Below are 15657 nucleotides of genomic sequence, written 5' to 3'. Positions count from 1 at the left end.
GGCCCGCTTCAGGTATGCCGTTCCCGGAGCCGCGCGACCAGCCCCCCGGCCGCCCGTCCGCCCGGGCCGAGGTCCTCGGCGAGGACGGCGAAGACGCGGTGGTCGGCCCAGGCGCCGTCGACGTGCATCAGACCCCGGGCCGGACCCTCCTCCGGGAGCTCGAGCCGGGCCGCGACCGCCAGCGACGCGGTGTTCTCCGGCCGGATCGCCACCTCCACCCGGTGCAGCCCGGCCTCCAGCAGCGCGTGGTCGACCAGAGCCGCCAGGGACCAGGTCGCGAGCCCCCTGCCGGTGGCGTCCCGGTCCAGCCAGTAACCGGCCACCCCGGTCCGGCGCGAGCCCCAGAGCACGTCGAAGAGTTGCACCTGACCGACCAGCCGGCCGTCCTCCTCGATGACCAGGGGCAGCGCGGCCCCGGCCCGTCCTGCTCGGTCCAGCACCCGACGCATCCGGTGGAAGGGCAGGAAGTCGCCCTGCTGCCCCGGCACCGTGGACTCCCACCGGCGCAGCCGTGCCTCGTTGCTCTTCCGCAGCTGCTCCCAGGCGGGTCGGTCGGCCCGGCTCAACGGGCGCAGCACCAGCGCCGCCCCCGAGGGCAGCGCGTGCCGGACCTCGACCGGCCAGCGCCAGGTCACCGGGTGCGCCAGGTCACGCGGGACGCGTCCAGTCCCCGGAGCGCCCCCCCGACTTGGCCGTGACCCGGACCTCGGAGATGACGGCCGTGCGGTCCACGGCCTTGATCATGTCCACCATCGCCAGTCCGGCGACGGCGACGCAGGTCAGCGCCTCCATCTCCACCCCGGTGCGGTCGGCGGTCCGGACCGTGGCGCTGATCTGCACCCCGTCGTCCTCGACGACCAGGTCCACCTCCACCCCGTGCACCGCGACCGGGTGGCACAGCGGCACCAGGTCCGGGGTCCGCTTGGCGGCCTGCAGCCCGGCGATCCGGGCGACCCCGACCGCGTCGCCCTTCGGCACCGTCCCCCCGCGCAGCGCGGCGACCGCAGCCGGCGACAGCAGCACCCGGCCGCGGGCGGTGGCGGAGCGGGCGGTGACCTGCTTGCCGCTGACGTCCACCATGTGCGCGGTGCCGTCGGCGCGCAGGTGGGTCAGTCCGTCAGCGCTCATCCTCGTCCTCGCTGTCCAGCCGGGCGTCGATCTCGGAGCGGGGCCGCAGCAGCAGCAGCTCCACCTCGGCACCCGCCTCGACATCGGAGGTCTCGGCGGCGGACACGGCCAAGGCGTCCGCGGTCGCCAACGGGTGGACCAGGTGCGACCCCGGCCCGCCCGCGGGAGTGACCGCATACGCACCGGTGGGGTCGCGGTGCAGGTGGACGCGGGTGTACGTCTGGCGCCCCTTCGAGCTGGACCACCCCTCACGCACCAGCCCGCGGGCGCCCCGCGCCCCCTCGGCCCGCCCGGCCAGCCGCTGCAGCGCCGGCCGGACGAAGACCTCGAAGCTGACCAGGGTGCTCACCGGGTTACCGGGCAGCGTGAAGACCGGCACCCGGCGGTGGCCGAGCACGCCGAAGCCCTGCGGCTTCCCCGGCTGCATGGCGACCTCCTCGAAGGTCATCGAGCCGGCGCCGGTGAGCACCTTCTTGACGATGTCGAAGGCGCCCTTGCTCACCCCACCGGTGGTGATCACCAGGTCGGCGTGGACCAGCTGCCGGTGGATCTCCTTCTTGGTGGCGCCCTCGTCGTCCGGCAGGTGCCCCACGTGCACGACGTAACCACCGGCGTCCTGCACCAGGGCCGCCAGCATCGGCCCGTTGGAGTCGATGATCTGCCCCGGGCCGACGGCTGAGCCGGCCGGCACGAGCTCGTCCCCGGTGGAGAGCACCACCACCCGGACCGGCCCGACGACCTCGACCTCGGCGACCCCGGCCGAGATCAGCGCCGCGACCTGGCCGGCACCGACCCTCGACCCGGCGGGCACCACGAGGTCACCCTCGTGCATGTCCTCACCGGCACGACGGATGTGCTGCCCCGGGGTCGGATGCACCCGGAACTGCGGCTCGTGCGGGTGGCTGTCGGTGTCCTCCAGCCGGACGACCGCGTCGGCCCCGGCGGGCACCGGCGCCCCGGTCATGATGCGCCAGGCCTGCCCCTCGACGAGCTCGTGGGCCTGCTGGTCCCCGGCGGCGATGTCGCCGGTGACCGGCAGCAGCACCGGCGTCTCCGCGGTGGCGCCCTCGAGGTCGGCGCGGCGCACGGCATACCCGTCCATCGACGAGTTGTCGAAGCGGGGCAGGTCCGCCCGGCTCAGGACGTCGGTGGTGGTGACCAGGCCGACGGCCCTGCCCACCGGCAGGGTCACGGCTGCCACGGGCGAGATCTGCCCCAGCACCGCGTCCCGGTGCTCCTCGACGGTGATCATCGGGCCTCCTTCATGACGGTCGGGCCCCACCCTAGTGCGGGGGGTCACAATGGGTGACGTGAGCGTCATCGAGCTGCCGCCCTACGTCCCCACCGGCGACGTCGCCTCCGACAAGGCCACCTGGCGCACGCTGGTGCGGCAGACACGCCGCCGGCTCGTCGAGGGCTGGACGACCCAGGACCGCGAGCAGGCCGCCGAGGCCCTGCGGGTGGCGGGGCTGCGGCTGCTGCAGGAGGTCGTGGGACCGGGAGGCGTCACGGCGGGGACCACCGTCACCGCCTTCGAGCCGATGCGGACCGAGCCGCCCGTGCAGGCGCTGACGGCTGCCCTGCAGCAGGCAGGGGCGAGGGTACTGGTGCCGCTGACCCTCGAGCGTCCCCGGTTGGACTGGGCCGACCTGGCCGACCCGGACCGCCGGCCGCTGGGCGAGGGAGCCCTGGCCGCCCTGGACCTGGCCCTGGTCCCGGGGCTGGCGGTGTCCGGCGCCGGGGTCCGGCTCGGCCAGGGCGGCGGCTACTACGACGCCGTGCTGCCCCGGTTGCGCGAGCTGTCTGGCGGGGTGCCGGTCGTGCTGGTGCTGCACGACCACGAGGTGGTCCCCCAGGTGCCTGCGGACGCGCACGACGCGGTGGTGGACGCGGTGCTGCGCCCCGCCACCGGGGTATGCCCCGTCCCCCTGGACCCGGGGGTCCGGCTCACTCCGCGGGGGTGAGGACGAGGGTCTGCACGCCGCGCTCCTCGACCGCCTCGCGGGTGAACGCCCACGGGTAGCTGGACCCCTCGAGCCAGGCCTGCGTCTGGTCGTCGTAGTTGGGGTGGAACGGATGCCCGGAGGTCCCGGTCTGGTTCACCCAGCTGGAGGCGTCCAGGTCACCCAGGTCGACGACCATCCGCATCGACGGCGCGGAGGTCACGTCGAAGGACCCGGTGCTCGCGTCCCAGTTCATCGCGTTGACCATCGCGCTGCTCCCGGAGACCGGGAACGGGCCGCGGTTGACCAGGCCCTGGACCACGGCCGGGACCCCGTCCTCGCCGAGCACCTGGTGCCGCAGGTGGACCTGGTGCAGCTCACCCCAGGACCAGTCCGCGGGGTCCTTGGAGAGCTGGCGGGTGAGGTCCAGGCGGGCGTCCACCAGGGCCGAGCGCAGCACCTCGTCCCGGGACTCGATGATGCCCGGTGTGCGCTGGTCGTCCCACCACACGCTCTCCGGGGTGGCCATCAGCGTCTCCAGGATCTGCATCGAGCGCGAGTTGCCGGTGGCCCCCAGGTCCGGGGGCAGCTCGTCGTCGAAGACGGCCTCGAGCAGGTTGTCGTAGACCGCGTAGAAGTAGGCGGCGGCAGCCGACTGCTCCCCCTCCGCCGGGGAGCTGCCGTCCCACGCGCGCAGCAGGTCCTGGGCCTCGGTGTAGAAGGCGCCGTCCAGCTCGATCTCGGTCAGCTGCGGCACCAGCTCCAGCGCGAAGGTGCTGGTGTCGTCGAGCTGGATCTGCTGCATGTCGGTGGTGGTCAGCGGCCCCTCCTCGAGGCGGGCCTCGAGCAGGTCCAGGATGCGGGTGGACCGGTACCCCTTGTCGTACTCGCTGGTCAGGAACGGGGTGGACCCCCGCATCACGGCCTGGTTGGCGGCGACCACCATGCCGTCCTCGGGGTTGAACGCGTACGGCAGGTCCTCGAAGTCCACCCACCCGTTCCAGGCGTACTGCTCCTGCCAGCCCGGGGCGGGGTAGAAGCCGGGCGGCGTCGCGTGGGTGGCGGACTGCCGGATCGGCACCAGCCCCGGGGCCTGGTAGCCGATGTTGCCCTCGGTGTCGGCGTAGACCAGGTTCTGCGAGGGCACCGCGAAGAACTCGGCCGCGTCCCGGAAGGAGTCCCAGTCGGTGGCGGAGTTGAGCGCGAAGACGGCCTCGGCGGTGCGGGAGGGCTCCAACCCGGTCCAGGCGAGGGCCACCTCGAAGTCACGCGAGGTCTGCACCCCGCCCAGCGGACCGTTGTCGCCCATCTGACCCACCGTGCCCAGCACGTCGGAGACGATCGGGCCGTTGCTGGTCTCCCTCACCTGCAGCTCGACGTCCTCGCCGCCCGCGACCTTGAGGGTCTCGGAGCGCACCTCCATCGGGACGTACTCCTCCCCCCGCAGCACGGTGTCCTCGACCGTGTCCTCGAGGTAGAAGTCGGTGACGTCCGGGTCGAGGTTGGTGAACCCCCAGGCGATGTCCTGGTTGTGACCGATGATCACCCCGGGGAAGCCGGCGAAGGTGAACCCGGTGACGTCGAACGGGCAGGCCTCGCTGACCTCCCGGCAGTGCAGGCCGGTCTGCATCCAGATGCCCGGTTGGGAGACGGCCAGGTGCGGGTCGTTGGCGAGCAGCGGCATACCGCTGGCGGTGTGGTCGCCGGAGACGACCCAGGAGTTGGAGCCGATGCCCTCTCCGTGGCCCATCAGCTCGGGCACCGCTGCGAGCACGGTCTCGGTGTCCGCGAGGGCGTCGGCGCCGCCGCCGGCCAGCCACTGCCGCTCCGCGCCGGAGGTGGGGCCGTCGGGGGCCGTCGGTTCCCCGAGCAGGCTGCGGTCGGCGGGGTCGCTCTGTCCGGGCGTGACGGTGCCACGGGTGCCGCCGCGGGCGTCGCCGACCCCGGCGGGGCGCACCTCCGGCGGGGTCCACTCGTCGGGACCGAGGATCGGCGGGTGCTCCTCGACCGGGTACTCGGGGTAGAGGGCTGCCATCTGGTCCAGCGGCACCTGACCCACCAGGCGCCCCCGGGCCAGCTCGTCCCCGTAGTTGCCGCGCAGGTCCCAGGCCATCGCCTTGAGCCAGGCGAGCGAGTCCACCTCGTCCCACCGACGCACTGTGTAGCCGGGGGCGTTCTGCGCGAGCGCGACGTACTCCACGCTCATCGCGGACGACCCCCGCTTGCTGTCGATGTAGGCGTTCACCCCTGCGGCGTACGCCTGCAGGTAGGAGCGGGCCTCCGGCGAGAGCAGGCTCAGCTCCTCCTCGGCCACCTCGCGCCAGCCGAGGGTGCGGATGACCCGGTCGGTCTCCAGGCCGCCCTCGCCGACCAGCTCGGCCAGCCGGCCGCTGACGATGTGCCGGCGCAGGTCCATCTGGAAGAAGCGGTCCTGCGCGGCGACGAAGCCCTGGGCACGGAAGAGGTCGGTGGGGGTGTCGGCGTAGATGTGCGGGATCCCCAGGTCGTCGCGGATCACCTCGACCTCCCCCGTGAGGCCCGCCACCTCCAGCTCACCCGAGGCCACCGGGAAGGCCCGCCGGGTCAGACCGACACCGAGGACGGCCGCGGCGACCAGGACGATCACCAGGATCGCGGCCAGCGGCACGGCCAGGCGTTGCCACACGGGACGAGACACGCCCCCCAGGGTAGGGGACGATGCCGGTGCCCCCGCGGAGGCGACGTAGAATCCAGCCTCGTGCCCACCTACTCATACGCCTGCAAGGACTGCGGCCACGCCTTCGACGTGCAGCAGGCCTTCTCCGACGGTTCGCTGACCGAGTGCCCTGAGTGCGGCGGCACCCTCCGCAAGGTCTTCAGCGCGGTCGGCGTCGTCTTCAAGGGATCCGGTTTCTACCGCAACGACTCCCGGGGGTCCGGGACCGGCAGCTCCGGCTCGGGCTCTGGCTCCTCCGGGTCAAGCGGGTCCGGCTCGGGAGGTTCCGGCGGCTCGGACTCCGGCCCCGCGAAGGGATCCACGAGCACCGAGTCGTCCGGGTCGTCGGCCTCGTCCGGGTCATCCGGCTCGTCCACATCCTCCTCGAGCAGCTCGACCTCGTCCACAAAGTCGGGCTGACCCGCCCCGGGGCCACCCGGGCCGCCTAGCGTCGCCCGGGTGAGCAGACGAGAGCATCGCCGGCAACGACCTCGTGCCCCCGGGTCCACGAACGGGTCCACGAGGTCGTTCCTGCGCCCGCGCCGGTGGCCGGCCCGTCGGTGGTCCACCCCTGGTCTGCGCCGGGTCGCAGCCGCGGTGCTGGCCGGGGTGACGGTCGCGGGTGGACTGCATCTGGTGCTCGGGCGCCCCTCCCCGGACGACGTGCCGGTGCTGGTGGCCGCCCGCCAGCTCTCGGTCGGGCAGGTGCTGGGCGCCGCGGACGTCGAGGTGGCTCTGCTACCTCCTCGGGCCCGCCCGGTCGGCGCGCTGACCGACCCCGGCGCCGCACAGGGTGCCCGGGTTGTCGCCCCCGTGGGAGCGGGTGAGGTCCTGACCAGCAGCGACCTGCGCACCACCGGTCTGCTCGCCGGTATGCCGCCCGGGACGGTCGCGGTCTTCGTGCCGCTCGCGGACGAGGCGGTCGCGCTGGCCGCGACACCGGGCGACCTGGTCGACGTCCACGGCCCGGACGGGGCGGTCGTCGCCCGGGAGGGCCTGGTGCTGCGCTCCCCCCAGCCGGGCACCTCCGGCCTGTGGCTGGCCGTCGACACCGGCACCGCGCAGGAGCTGGCCGGCGCGCGCGGCGCCGACCCGCTGGGGGCAGCGCTGCAGGTGGCGCTGCGTCCCCCGTCGGGTGAGCAGGGCCACCCACCCTGACCGGTGTCGGACCCCTGACCGGGAAGACGACCCCTCGACCGGCACGGGACGGGCTAGTCTTCCCCTGGCCCGGGGGCGAGGTTGCGGCGGGCCACTCACACCCACCACCAGACGACGAGCACGCGGCGCCCCGATGCTCGACCCCCCGAGAGGAGAGGCCATGCTTCAGGGCTTCAAGGACTTCATCATGCGCGGCAACGTCATCGAGCTGGCCGTCGCGGTCGTCGTCGGCTCCGCCTTCGCCGCGGTCGTGGACACGATCGTCTCCAACGTCGTGACCCCGCTGCTCAACTCGGTCGGCGGGGCCGAGGTCAGCGGACTGACGATCGAGATCATCAGCGGGAACGAGAGCACCCGGATGGACTTCGCGGCGATCATCAACGCCATCATCGTCTTCCTCATCACCGCCGCCGTCGTCTACTTCGTGCTGGTCGCGCCGATGAACAAGGCGATGGAGTTCCGTCGCCGCGGCCAGGAACCCGAGCCCGAGGAGATCTCGGACGAGGTGCTGGCCCTGCGGGAGATCCGCGACCTGCTCGCCCAGCGCAAGACGGACGGCACCCTCTGATCGGCTGAGGGCGGCATCCGCGCGGCATCGTCGGTGTGGTCGAGCTCGGTGACGCCGCCTCAGTCCCAGTGCGGGGGGCGCTGCTCGAGGATCCACTCCTCGCGGGCGTCGGGTCTGCGCCCGTCACGCGCCGGCCCGGCGTCGGGCCTCTCCGGCGTCTCGTCCGAGGGGTCCGCCTCCGGACGGGTCGCGGGCGCGACCACCCGCCGGTGGCCTCCGCGGCGGGGCCGGGCCGCGGCCGGAGATCCGCTCCGACCCGGGTCGGCGGCCTCGTCGTCCTGCGCCGCCACCGGGCTCACCCCCGACGTGCCGCCCGGTCCCGCAGCGCCTGCAGCACCCGGGCCACCTCCCGGGCGGGGTCGGTGAAGATATCGGTGGTGCGGACCCGCAGCGGGGACCACCCCAGGCGGGTCAGCTGGTCGTGCCGCAGCCTCACGTCGTCCCGGGCCGGTGAAGCCGGCCCGCTGGCGTCGCCGTCGATCGCGACGGGCACGGCACCGTCCTCGTGGGACAGCACCGCCAGGTCGATCGCGTGCGGGCCGTGGCCGACCCCTTCCCGGACGTCCAGGCCCTCGGCCCGGAGCCGACGGACGAGCTCGGAGAGCACCGGGGAGCACCCCGCATCCCCCTCTTCGCCCACCACCAGCGCGCGCGTCAGCAGCTCGGCGGCATCGCCGCCACGGGAGCGCCACTCGCCGACCGAGGTCGGCACGACCAGGTCGACGGAGCGGCGCGCGGCGGCGAGCACCGACCCCGCGCCTGCGGCGTCCCCGACCGCGCCCGGTGAGGCGACCCAGACCACCCGGTCGCGCACCTCCCCGGCGACCCGGCGCACCGGACGCACCAGCAGTGGCTCCAGCCGGTCGGCCGAGTCGCTGAGCACGGCGGAGGGGGCCGTCTGCATCCCGGACAGTGCGGTCCGCAGGGCCACCGCCACGTCCTCCGCACCGGCCTCGTCGTCGGCGACGATCATCAGGCTGTCCTCACCCGAGCGGGCGTGCCGCAGGGCGACCCGGACGGCCTCCTCGACCTGCAGGCTCACGTGCCCGGTGACGACGTGCTCGCGGACGGCCGCCTCCCGGGACGTGCCCGGGAAGGAGTGCACCGGTCGGGGCATCAGCGGGGCCAACGGGGCGACCAGACCCTGGTGCTGGGCCCGGTAGTGGACGGCCAGGTGACGCACCGGCAGGACCGCCGAGGCGTCGGCGAGCAGCGAGGTCGTCGGGGCGGCACCCTGGTCGGACTCGGTGCGGGGGTCGGCGACCACCGAGAAGGGTCTCGGGTCGGGGCCACCGCTGTCGCCGACCACCAGGACCTGGCGGCCCCTGGCCAGCGCGGGCGCGGTCCGGGCGGTGGTCGTGTGCGCCGCCCGGTCGACGACCAGCAGGTCGACCTTGAGGTCCGGCGGGAGCACCGCCGGCACGACCAACGGGCTGGCCAGCAGCACCGGGGTGGCTGCCAGCACCACGTCCGGCGCCCTGCTGATCAGGTCGCGGGAGTCGACGGCACCGACCGTGCTGGTCTCCGCGGCCCGTTGCCAGGCGCCCCGCTGGGAGGCGTGGCTGGACAGGGTGCGCCGCAGCCGCCGCAGCACCGCGCGCCGTGCCCGCAGGGCGTTGCGGTGCAGGTGCGCCCGGTCTGCGGCCCGGAACGAGCGCTCCGCCTCGCGGACCGCCTCGCCCCCGACCTGCTGCGGCACGGCGTCGGAGGTCAGGTGGTCCAGGATCGAGCTGCGCTGGACGAAGCGCACCTCGGCGGCCACCCGGTCGGCGGGCACCCCGCGGCGGGCCAGGTCGTCGACGAGCTCCCCCAGACCGCGCTGGCGCAGCGGGTCCAGCAGCGGGTGCGCCTGGGCGGCGACGGCCGCCCGGTCGGAGCGGGCGTCCAGCCGGACCAGCCGCTCCAGGACGATGTCGAGGTGGCTGGTGGACAGCTCGTGCCCGGTGGGCGTCCCCTCGAGGACGTGCTCCAGCCAGGCCAGGTCCTCGCTGATCGGGGTATGCGCGGCCAACGCCTCCTCCCAGCCCTCGGGCGAGCTGGGACGCGCGGCCTTACCGGCGACGTCCTCCCACTCGATCCGCTCGTCGCGGGCCATCCGCACGCGGTGCGGCAGGTCGGGCGGCGGCATACCGGGGCGGAGCAGCTGTCGTGCCTGGCGGCGCAGCCGCGCCCGGGCGACCGCGCCTGGGCGCTGGGCGACGCTGTCCCGGTCGGCGGTGGCGGCCACCATCTCCTCCAGCGGCGCGTCGTAGATCGCGGGGGTGAAGGTGTCCAGCGTCTCGCTGGCCCGGGCGACCAGACCGAGCCGGTGCGACCACTGGGTGAGCGTGGCCGGCACCGGGAGCCCGGCCTGCGTGCAGGTGGCCGCGGCGACGTCCCGCGCGGTGCTGAACTCGCCGGAGACGAGGCGGGCGACGATCTCGGTCGCCCGCGCGGCGTCGTCGGCGCTGGTCAGCCGTGCGCCGTACCAGGGGTCCTCGGTGCGCGTACCGGCCCAGGCGCCGTAGTCGGCCGCCTCGATCAGGGCGTCGGTGGTCGCCGAGAGCTCCTCGTCGGTGATCGTCCGCAGCACCCCGAGCGGCAGGCGCACCCGGGAGGCCGGGGGCTGCTCGAGCGCGGCCAGCGCGGACAGGTCGTTCTCGGTGCTGGCCAGGCTGACGCCCCAGGGGTCGTGCTCGCGGTGCAGGACCTCCTGCTCGCGGCGCAGCACCCCGAGGGCGTCCGCCCGGGTGGGGAGCGGGTCCGGGCCGAGCTCGGGCTCCTCCTCCGCGGGTAGGTGGTCCAGGGCGTGCCGGACCGAGGCCAGGGTCTCCCGCATCGAGGCGGGGTCCTCCCCCAGGTGCAGGCACAGGTCACCGAGGCCGATGTGCGCCAGCCGGCGCTGCAGGCTCTCCAGGGCGCCCCGCTCCTCGGAGCACACCATGACGGTCCGGCCCTCGGAGAGGGCGCCGACGACGGCGTTCGCGATGGTCTGGGTGGCGCCGGTGCCGGCCGGGGTGTCCAGCACCAGGTCGGCGCCGTGCGCGACCTCGTCGATGACCAGACGCTGCGAGTGGTCCGCGTCCAGCGCGCTGAGCTCGCGCGCGGGGTCGTCGGCCCGCTCGGCGTCCGGGCTGCTCGGACGCAGCGTGACGTCGGCCCCGGCGAGGGCGGCGACCACGTCGTGCGCGGCGAGCGCCACCGGGTCGCCGGTGTAGGAGGTGACCAGCGGCAGCTTGGCCCAGGGGAAGGTGCTGATCACCATCTGCGGGCCGATGGCGAAGCCGGACATCTCCGCGCAGATGTCCTCCAGCGCCTGGTAGGTGAGCCTCGGGTCGAAGCCGTGGCTCTGCGAGGACAGGCCGGCCAGCATCGTCGGGTCGAGCTGCAGGTTGGCTTCGCTGCGCAGGTAGTGCTCGAGGACCGGGTTGAAGACGACGTCCTCGTGCAGCTCCAGCACGAAGTCGGAGTGCGCCGCGTCGGTCGGGGAGATCGTGCACGCCCGCAGCAGGACGGGGGCGCGCGGGGGCACCGGGACCCGGTGCAGGGTCCAGGTGGCGAGCCCGATCGCCAGGTAGCTGGTCTCCAGCCCGTGCTCGGTGCGCATCTCGGTGACCTTGTCCCGGATGCCGCCGATCCGGCGCGCAGCGTCGGCGAAGGCGGTCTCGGCCCGGACCAGGTCCGAGAGCGGGGTGGGCCGTCCAGACAGCAGCTTGGCGACCCCACCGGGGTGGGCCAGGTTGAGGTCGAAGGTGCCGGTGAGCGAGGTCCGGTGCCACAGCAGGGTGTTCGGGCCGCCCAGCTCGGCGACCTCGTGCCGCCACCGGGTGCGGGCACGCTGCACGGCCTCGACGCGGACGTCGTCGAGGTTCTGCGGGGGGCGGAGGGAAGTCACCTGCTCAGGCTAACGACTGTCGGCACCGGTGCCGTACCGGCGCGCCCCCACCCCACCGGGCGTCGCCTGTGGTTGCTCACGCCCCCACCGGGCGTCGCCCGTGGTTGCTCGCCAGGGTGTATGCCGCCAGCGCCAGCGCGACGACCGCGGCACCGGCGCAGAGCACGGCATACCCGAAGAGGTCCATGACGACCCCGGCGAGCGCCCCGCCGGCGGCTGCGGACAGGCCCATCACCAGGTCCGCCGCTCCCTGGACCGAGGCCCGCTGAGCCACCGGCACCGACCCGGCGACCACCCCGGACCCGGCCACCAGCGTGCAGGACCAGCCGAGGCCGAGCAGGATCAGGCCGACCGTGAGGGTGGTGGAGTGGCCGTCGCCGGAGAGCCCGGCGAACAGGCTGGCCAGCACGAGCAGCCCGACCCCGAGCAGCCCCACAGGGCGCGGCCCCCACCGGTCGGTCAGCTGGCCGGTCACCGGCGCGAGGCCGTACATGCCGAGGATGTGCAGGCTGATGACCAGGCCGATCAGCTCGATCTCGGCATGCCCGTGCCGCATGTGCAGCGGCGTCATCACCATCACGCTGACCATCACGACGTGCCCCAGGGTGACCGCGGTGGTGCCCCACAGCGCGGCCGGGGTGGCGGCGATCAGCCGGAGGCCGGCGCCGACGTTGCCGCGCCGGGTCGCGGCCGGGGCCGGGGTGCCGGTCGCGGCGTCGCTGACCTGCCGGGCCAGCAGCAGCGGGTCCGGCCGCAACGCCACGTGCAGCACGACCGCGGCCAGCAGGAAGCCGGCCGCCGAGAAGACCCAGGCACCGGCCAGCGAGGGCAGCCCGAGCAGCTGCGCCACGGCCCGGCCGGGGCCGACGAGGTTCGGCCCGAGCACCGAGCCGATGGTGGTGGCCCACACCACCCAGCTGAGCTGACGACCGCGGCGCTCGGGCACGGCGAGGTCGGTCGCGGCATACCGCGCCTGGCTGTTGGCCGTGGTCGACGCGCCGAAGAGGGTGGTGCCGAGCAGCAGCAGCCAGAAGATCCCCAGCGTGGTCGCGACGATCGCCAGCAGCGCTCCCACCGCCCCCACCAGGTATGCCGTCGCGAGCCCGACGCGGCGCCCCCACCGGCCCATCAGCGCGGCGATCGGGATGGTGAAGAGGGCCCCGCCGAGCACCTGCGTGGTCGTGGCCAGCCCGGACAGGGCGTCCCGGCCGCTGACGTCCGCAGCGACGATGGCTCCGACGGCGATCCCGCTGGCGACCCCGATGCCGCCCAGCGTCTGGCTGCCCATGAGGGTGAGCACGGTGCGGGACTGGACGTGGGTCGTGTCGCTGCTGACGGGCACGTTCACGAGGGCACTATCGCAGGCGCGCGCGGTCAGTCGTGCGCCGGGCCGATCGGCACCCCGGCCCGCCACACCTGCTGCACCTGCAGGTCCGCGTCGAGCAGCAGCACGTCCGCGGGCGCCCCGGGCCTCAGCGCCCCCACCGACAGCCCGAGCGCGCGCGAGGGGGCCGTGGTGGCCGCCCCGAGAGCGACCAGGGCGGGGACCCCGGCGGCACGGGACACCTGCAGCGCGCCCGGGAGCGGGGTGGTGGAGCCGGCGATCGAGCCTCCCCCGGCCAGCCTCGCCACACCACCGAGCACCTCCACCTCCTGCGCCCCCAGCCGGTAGGTCCCGTCGGGACAGCCGGCGGCCGGCATCGCGTCGCTGACCAGCGCCACCCGTCCCGGCGCGCACCGGAAGATCAGCGCGAGGACCTCCGGGTGCAGGTGCACCCCGTCGCCGATCACCTCCAGCGTCACCCGGGGGTCGCCGAGCGCGGCCACCACCGGACCCGGGTCACGGTGGTGCAGGGGACGCATGCCGTTGCAGGCGTGGGTCAGCACCGAGGCACCAGCGTCCACCGCCGTCCGCACCGTGTCCGCGTCGGCCCCGGTGTGGCCCAGGGCGACGACCACCCCGGCCGCGACCAGGCGGCGCACGGCCTGCAGCGCGCCGGGCAGCTCGGGCGCCAGGGTGACCATCCGCAGGTGCCCACGCCCGGCGCGCAGGAGCCGGTCGACGTCCCCCGGTGTCGGTGCCTGCAGCAGCGCCTCGGGGTGGGCGCCGCGGAAGGCAGGGCTCAGCCACGGCCCCTCCAGGTGCATGCCGGCCACCTCACCCGTGCGGGCCACCCCGGCGAGCACCTCGAGCTGCTGCTCCAGCACCTCGATCCGGTCGCTGACCAGGCTGGCCATCACCGTGGTGACGCCCGCCGCGTGATGGGTCGCGGCGGCAGCCCGAGCCTCGTCGGCGCAGCTGGTGGCGAAGCTGTGCCCGCCGCCGCCGTGGCAGTGCATGTCGACGAGCCCGGGAGCCAGGTAGCGGCCGTGGGCAGCCACCGGACCGGGAGGCTCGCCCGTCCCCACCCGGACGATCACCCCGTCACGAAGGACCACCCACCCCGGGGTCGTGTCGCCCTGGGGCCGCGACACCAGTTCCCCACTCAGAACCACCGCATCTGCACCCTGCGTTGCTCGTTTTGTGATCATTTGGCTTCACCTCTTGACGATTTCTGATCGTTATGAGCATCATATGTGCAATCTCGCAAAGGCGCGGGAGTCGCGTCCGCGGGGCGCGGCCCCTGGCAGACACTCCTGGAGGATGCATGCCCCACCTGAACCGCACCGGCGCCCTGGGCGCCCTGATCGCCGTAGGACTGGTCACCAGCTCCTGCTCCTTCGACGGCGCCGAGGACGGCACGGCCGCCACCGACGGCGCCACCGGCTCTGGTGGCACCCTCAGCTTCCAGGGCGGCGAGCCGACCTCACTGGTCCCGCACAAGGACATCGGCTCGCAGATCGCCATGGCCACCTGCGCCAACCTGGTGGAGATCAACAAGGAGACCCAGGAGTTCGAGCCGTTGGCCGCCGAGTCGGTGGAGAGCGAGGACTCCCAGACCTGGACGATCACGCTGCGGGACGGCTGGACGTTCCAGGACGGGTCCCCGGTGACGTCGGCATCGTTCGTCGACGCCTGGAACCACGCCGCCTACGGCCCGAACGCCTGGCAGGCGAACGGCTACTTCACCTCCTTCGTCGGCTACCCCGACCTGAACCCCACCGACGGGGGCGAGCCCGCGGCCACAGAGCTGTCCGGGCTGACCGCGACGGACGAGCGCACCATCACGGTGGAGCTGTCCGAGCCCAACGCGGACTTCCCGAAGACGCTGAGCACCAACGCCCTCTGCCCGCTCCCGCCGCAGGCCTTCGAGGACCCCGACGCCTACGAGGAGGACCCGGTCAGCAATGGCCCGTACCAGGTGACCTCCTGGGACCGGAACCAGCAGGTCGTCCTGGAGAGGTGGACGGACTTCCAGGGGGACGCCGCCTTCTCCGGCGAGGCCGACACCCTCGTCGCCAAGGTCTACACCTCGGTCGACTCCGCCTACACCGACCTGGCCGCCGGCAACCTGGACATGATCCGGAACGTCCCGGCCGCCATGGTCAGCCGGGCCGAGAGCGAGCTCGACGAGGGAGCGCTCTACCAGGTGAGCGAGCAGAGCAAGCAGTTCACCTTCCAGGTGCCGACCTACGTCCCCGAGCTGGAGGACCCCCGGGTCCGCAGGGCGATCGCGATGTCCATCGACCGGGAGAGCATCGCGTCCTCGCTGATGCAGGGCAACGCCGAACCCTCCGACTCCCTGGTGCCCCCGTCCATCGACTCCTACGTCGAGGGAGCCTGTGACGCCTGCACCTTCGACCCGGAGCAGGCCCGCACTCTCCTGGAGGAGGCCGGCGGCCTCCCGGACGGCCTGACGGTCACCTACAACGCCGACCGGGAGCAGCAGCTGGTGCAGGCCCTGGGCCGCCAGATCGGGGAGAACCTGGGCGTGGAGGTCCGGCTCAACCCGGTGATGGGCACCCAGCTGTCCGAGCTGACCAACACCCAGCAGCACGAGGGCATCGTCTTCGGCCTGTGGGGATGGACCTACAAGAGCCCGGACCAGTACCTGAGCCAGTACGAGACCGGGGGTGACGGCAACCTCGCCACCGGCTACAGCAACCCCGAGGTGGACGAGCTGATCGCCGAGGCCCGTGGCGAGCAGGACGAGGCGGTCCGTCAGGACCTCTACGCCCAGGCGGAGGCGGACATCCTCGAGGACATGCCCGCCATCCCCCTGTTCATCCCGCTGGACCACGGCCTGCAGAGCGAGGCTGCGGAGCTGAACGACGTGCAGGGCGACATCCAGTTCTACCGCGCCGACGCCCGCGGCTGACCCCCGTCCCCACCGAGAGGAGCGCCTCCGTT

At 73.9% G+C, this 15657-nt stretch carries 13 protein-coding genes and 1 pseudogene; 5 read left to right on the top strand and 9 right to left on the bottom strand.

The features are described from left to right. Positions 1–8: 8 nt before the first annotated feature. From ACI3EY_RS03830 to ACI3EY_RS03820, 3 genes are read right to left on the bottom strand one after another with little or no spacing between them, the layout of a single operon-like run. Positions 9–635, bottom strand: coding sequence for a GNAT family N-acetyltransferase (locus ACI3EY_RS03830; protein ID WP_405039475.1), 627 nt, complete (start codon positions 633–635; stop codon positions 9–11). A gap of 13 nt (positions 636–648) precedes the next feature. Then, positions 649–1128 carry a cyclic pyranopterin monophosphate synthase MoaC gene (moaC, locus tag ACI3EY_RS03825; protein ID WP_405039474.1) on the bottom strand — a complete coding sequence of 160 codons (480 nt, stop codon included), beginning with the start codon at positions 1126–1128 and terminating at the stop codon, positions 649–651. Next, complete coding sequence (locus ACI3EY_RS03820; RefSeq protein ID WP_405039473.1) at positions 1118–2380, bottom strand: molybdopterin molybdotransferase MoeA; 1263 nt, start codon at positions 2378–2380, stop codon at positions 1118–1120. Before ACI3EY_RS03820 ends, moaC begins: the two co-directional genes overlap by 11 nt. A 58-nt stretch (positions 2381–2438) precedes the next feature. Between ACI3EY_RS03820 and ACI3EY_RS03815 the strand changes: the two genes are divergently transcribed. After that, entirely contained in the window at positions 2439–3092 is a 654-nt protein-coding gene (locus ACI3EY_RS03815; RefSeq protein ID WP_405035804.1) for a 5-formyltetrahydrofolate cyclo-ligase, read from the top strand. On the opposite strand, the gene ACI3EY_RS03810 is transcribed toward ACI3EY_RS03815, so the two are convergent. After that, on the bottom strand, positions 3076–5748 hold the full coding sequence (locus ACI3EY_RS03810) for a penicillin acylase family protein (RefSeq protein ID WP_405039472.1): 2673 nt from the start codon (positions 5746–5748) through the stop codon (positions 3076–3078). The two genes, ACI3EY_RS03815 and ACI3EY_RS03810, sit on opposite strands and share 17 nt — an antisense overlap. Positions 5749–5808: 60 nt before the next feature. Here ACI3EY_RS03810 and ACI3EY_RS03805 point away from each other — a divergent pair. Beyond that, positions 5809–5949, top strand: a pseudogene (locus tag ACI3EY_RS03805) (FmdB family zinc ribbon protein); the annotation flags it as partial. Between the two features lie 14 nt (positions 5950–5963). On the opposite strand, the gene ACI3EY_RS03800 reads toward ACI3EY_RS03805, so the two are convergent. Continuing rightward, a complete protein-coding gene (locus ACI3EY_RS03800; RefSeq protein ID WP_405039550.1) occupies positions 5964–6173 on the bottom strand; it encodes a hypothetical protein in 210 nt (69 codons plus the stop codon). Positions 6174–6225: 52 nt separating this feature from the next. Between ACI3EY_RS03800 and ACI3EY_RS03795 the strand changes: the two genes are divergently transcribed. Further along, complete coding sequence (locus tag ACI3EY_RS03795) at positions 6226–6924, top strand: SAF domain-containing protein (RefSeq protein ID WP_405039471.1); 699 nt, start codon at positions 6226–6228, stop codon at positions 6922–6924. A gap of 160 nt (positions 6925–7084) precedes the next feature. Continuing rightward, positions 7085–7492, top strand: coding sequence for a large conductance mechanosensitive channel protein MscL (gene mscL / locus ACI3EY_RS03790; RefSeq protein WP_405035801.1), 408 nt, complete (start codon positions 7085–7087; stop codon positions 7490–7492). Positions 7493–7551: 59 nt separating this feature from the next. On the opposite strand, the gene ACI3EY_RS03785 is transcribed toward mscL, so the two are convergent. The 4 genes from ACI3EY_RS03785 to ACI3EY_RS03770 all read right to left on the bottom strand — a co-directional run bounded on the left by ACI3EY_RS03785 (position 7552) and on the right by ACI3EY_RS03770 (position 13748). Further along, a complete protein-coding gene (locus ACI3EY_RS03785) occupies positions 7552–7782 on the bottom strand; it encodes a hypothetical protein (RefSeq protein WP_405035800.1) in 231 nt (76 codons plus the stop codon). A 5-nt stretch (positions 7783–7787) separates the two neighbouring features. After that, positions 7788–11366 carry a DUF4011 domain-containing protein gene (locus ACI3EY_RS03780; protein ID WP_405035799.1) on the bottom strand — a complete coding sequence of 1193 codons (3579 nt, stop codon included), beginning with the start codon at positions 11364–11366 and terminating at the stop codon, positions 7788–7790. Positions 11367–11442: 76 nt separating this feature from the next. Next, positions 11443–12714: an MFS transporter gene (locus tag ACI3EY_RS03775; protein ID WP_405039470.1), complete on the bottom strand. Its 1272-nt coding sequence runs from the start codon at positions 12712–12714 to the stop codon at positions 11443–11445. Positions 12715–12740: 26 nt separating this feature from the next. Then, the gene (locus ACI3EY_RS03770; RefSeq protein ID WP_405039469.1) at positions 12741–13748 is read right to left on the bottom strand and encodes an N-acetylglucosamine-6-phosphate deacetylase; all 1008 of its coding nucleotides are present in this window, start codon (positions 13746–13748) and stop codon (positions 12741–12743) included. A gap of 266 nt (positions 13749–14014) precedes the next feature. On the opposite strand from ACI3EY_RS03770, the gene ACI3EY_RS03765 reads away from it, so the two are divergent. After that, complete coding sequence (locus ACI3EY_RS03765; protein ID WP_405035796.1) at positions 14015–15625, top strand: peptide ABC transporter substrate-binding protein; 1611 nt, start codon at positions 14015–14017, stop codon at positions 15623–15625. Positions 15626–15657 lie beyond the last annotated feature (32 nt).

Source organism: Serinicoccus shuyuelongi (assembly GCF_045032955.1).
Lineage (GTDB): Bacteria > Actinomycetota > Actinomycetes > Actinomycetales > Dermatophilaceae > Ornithinicoccus.
Note: the sequence above shows the minus strand (reverse complement) of the source record. Positions and strands in the feature narration are given on the sequence as shown.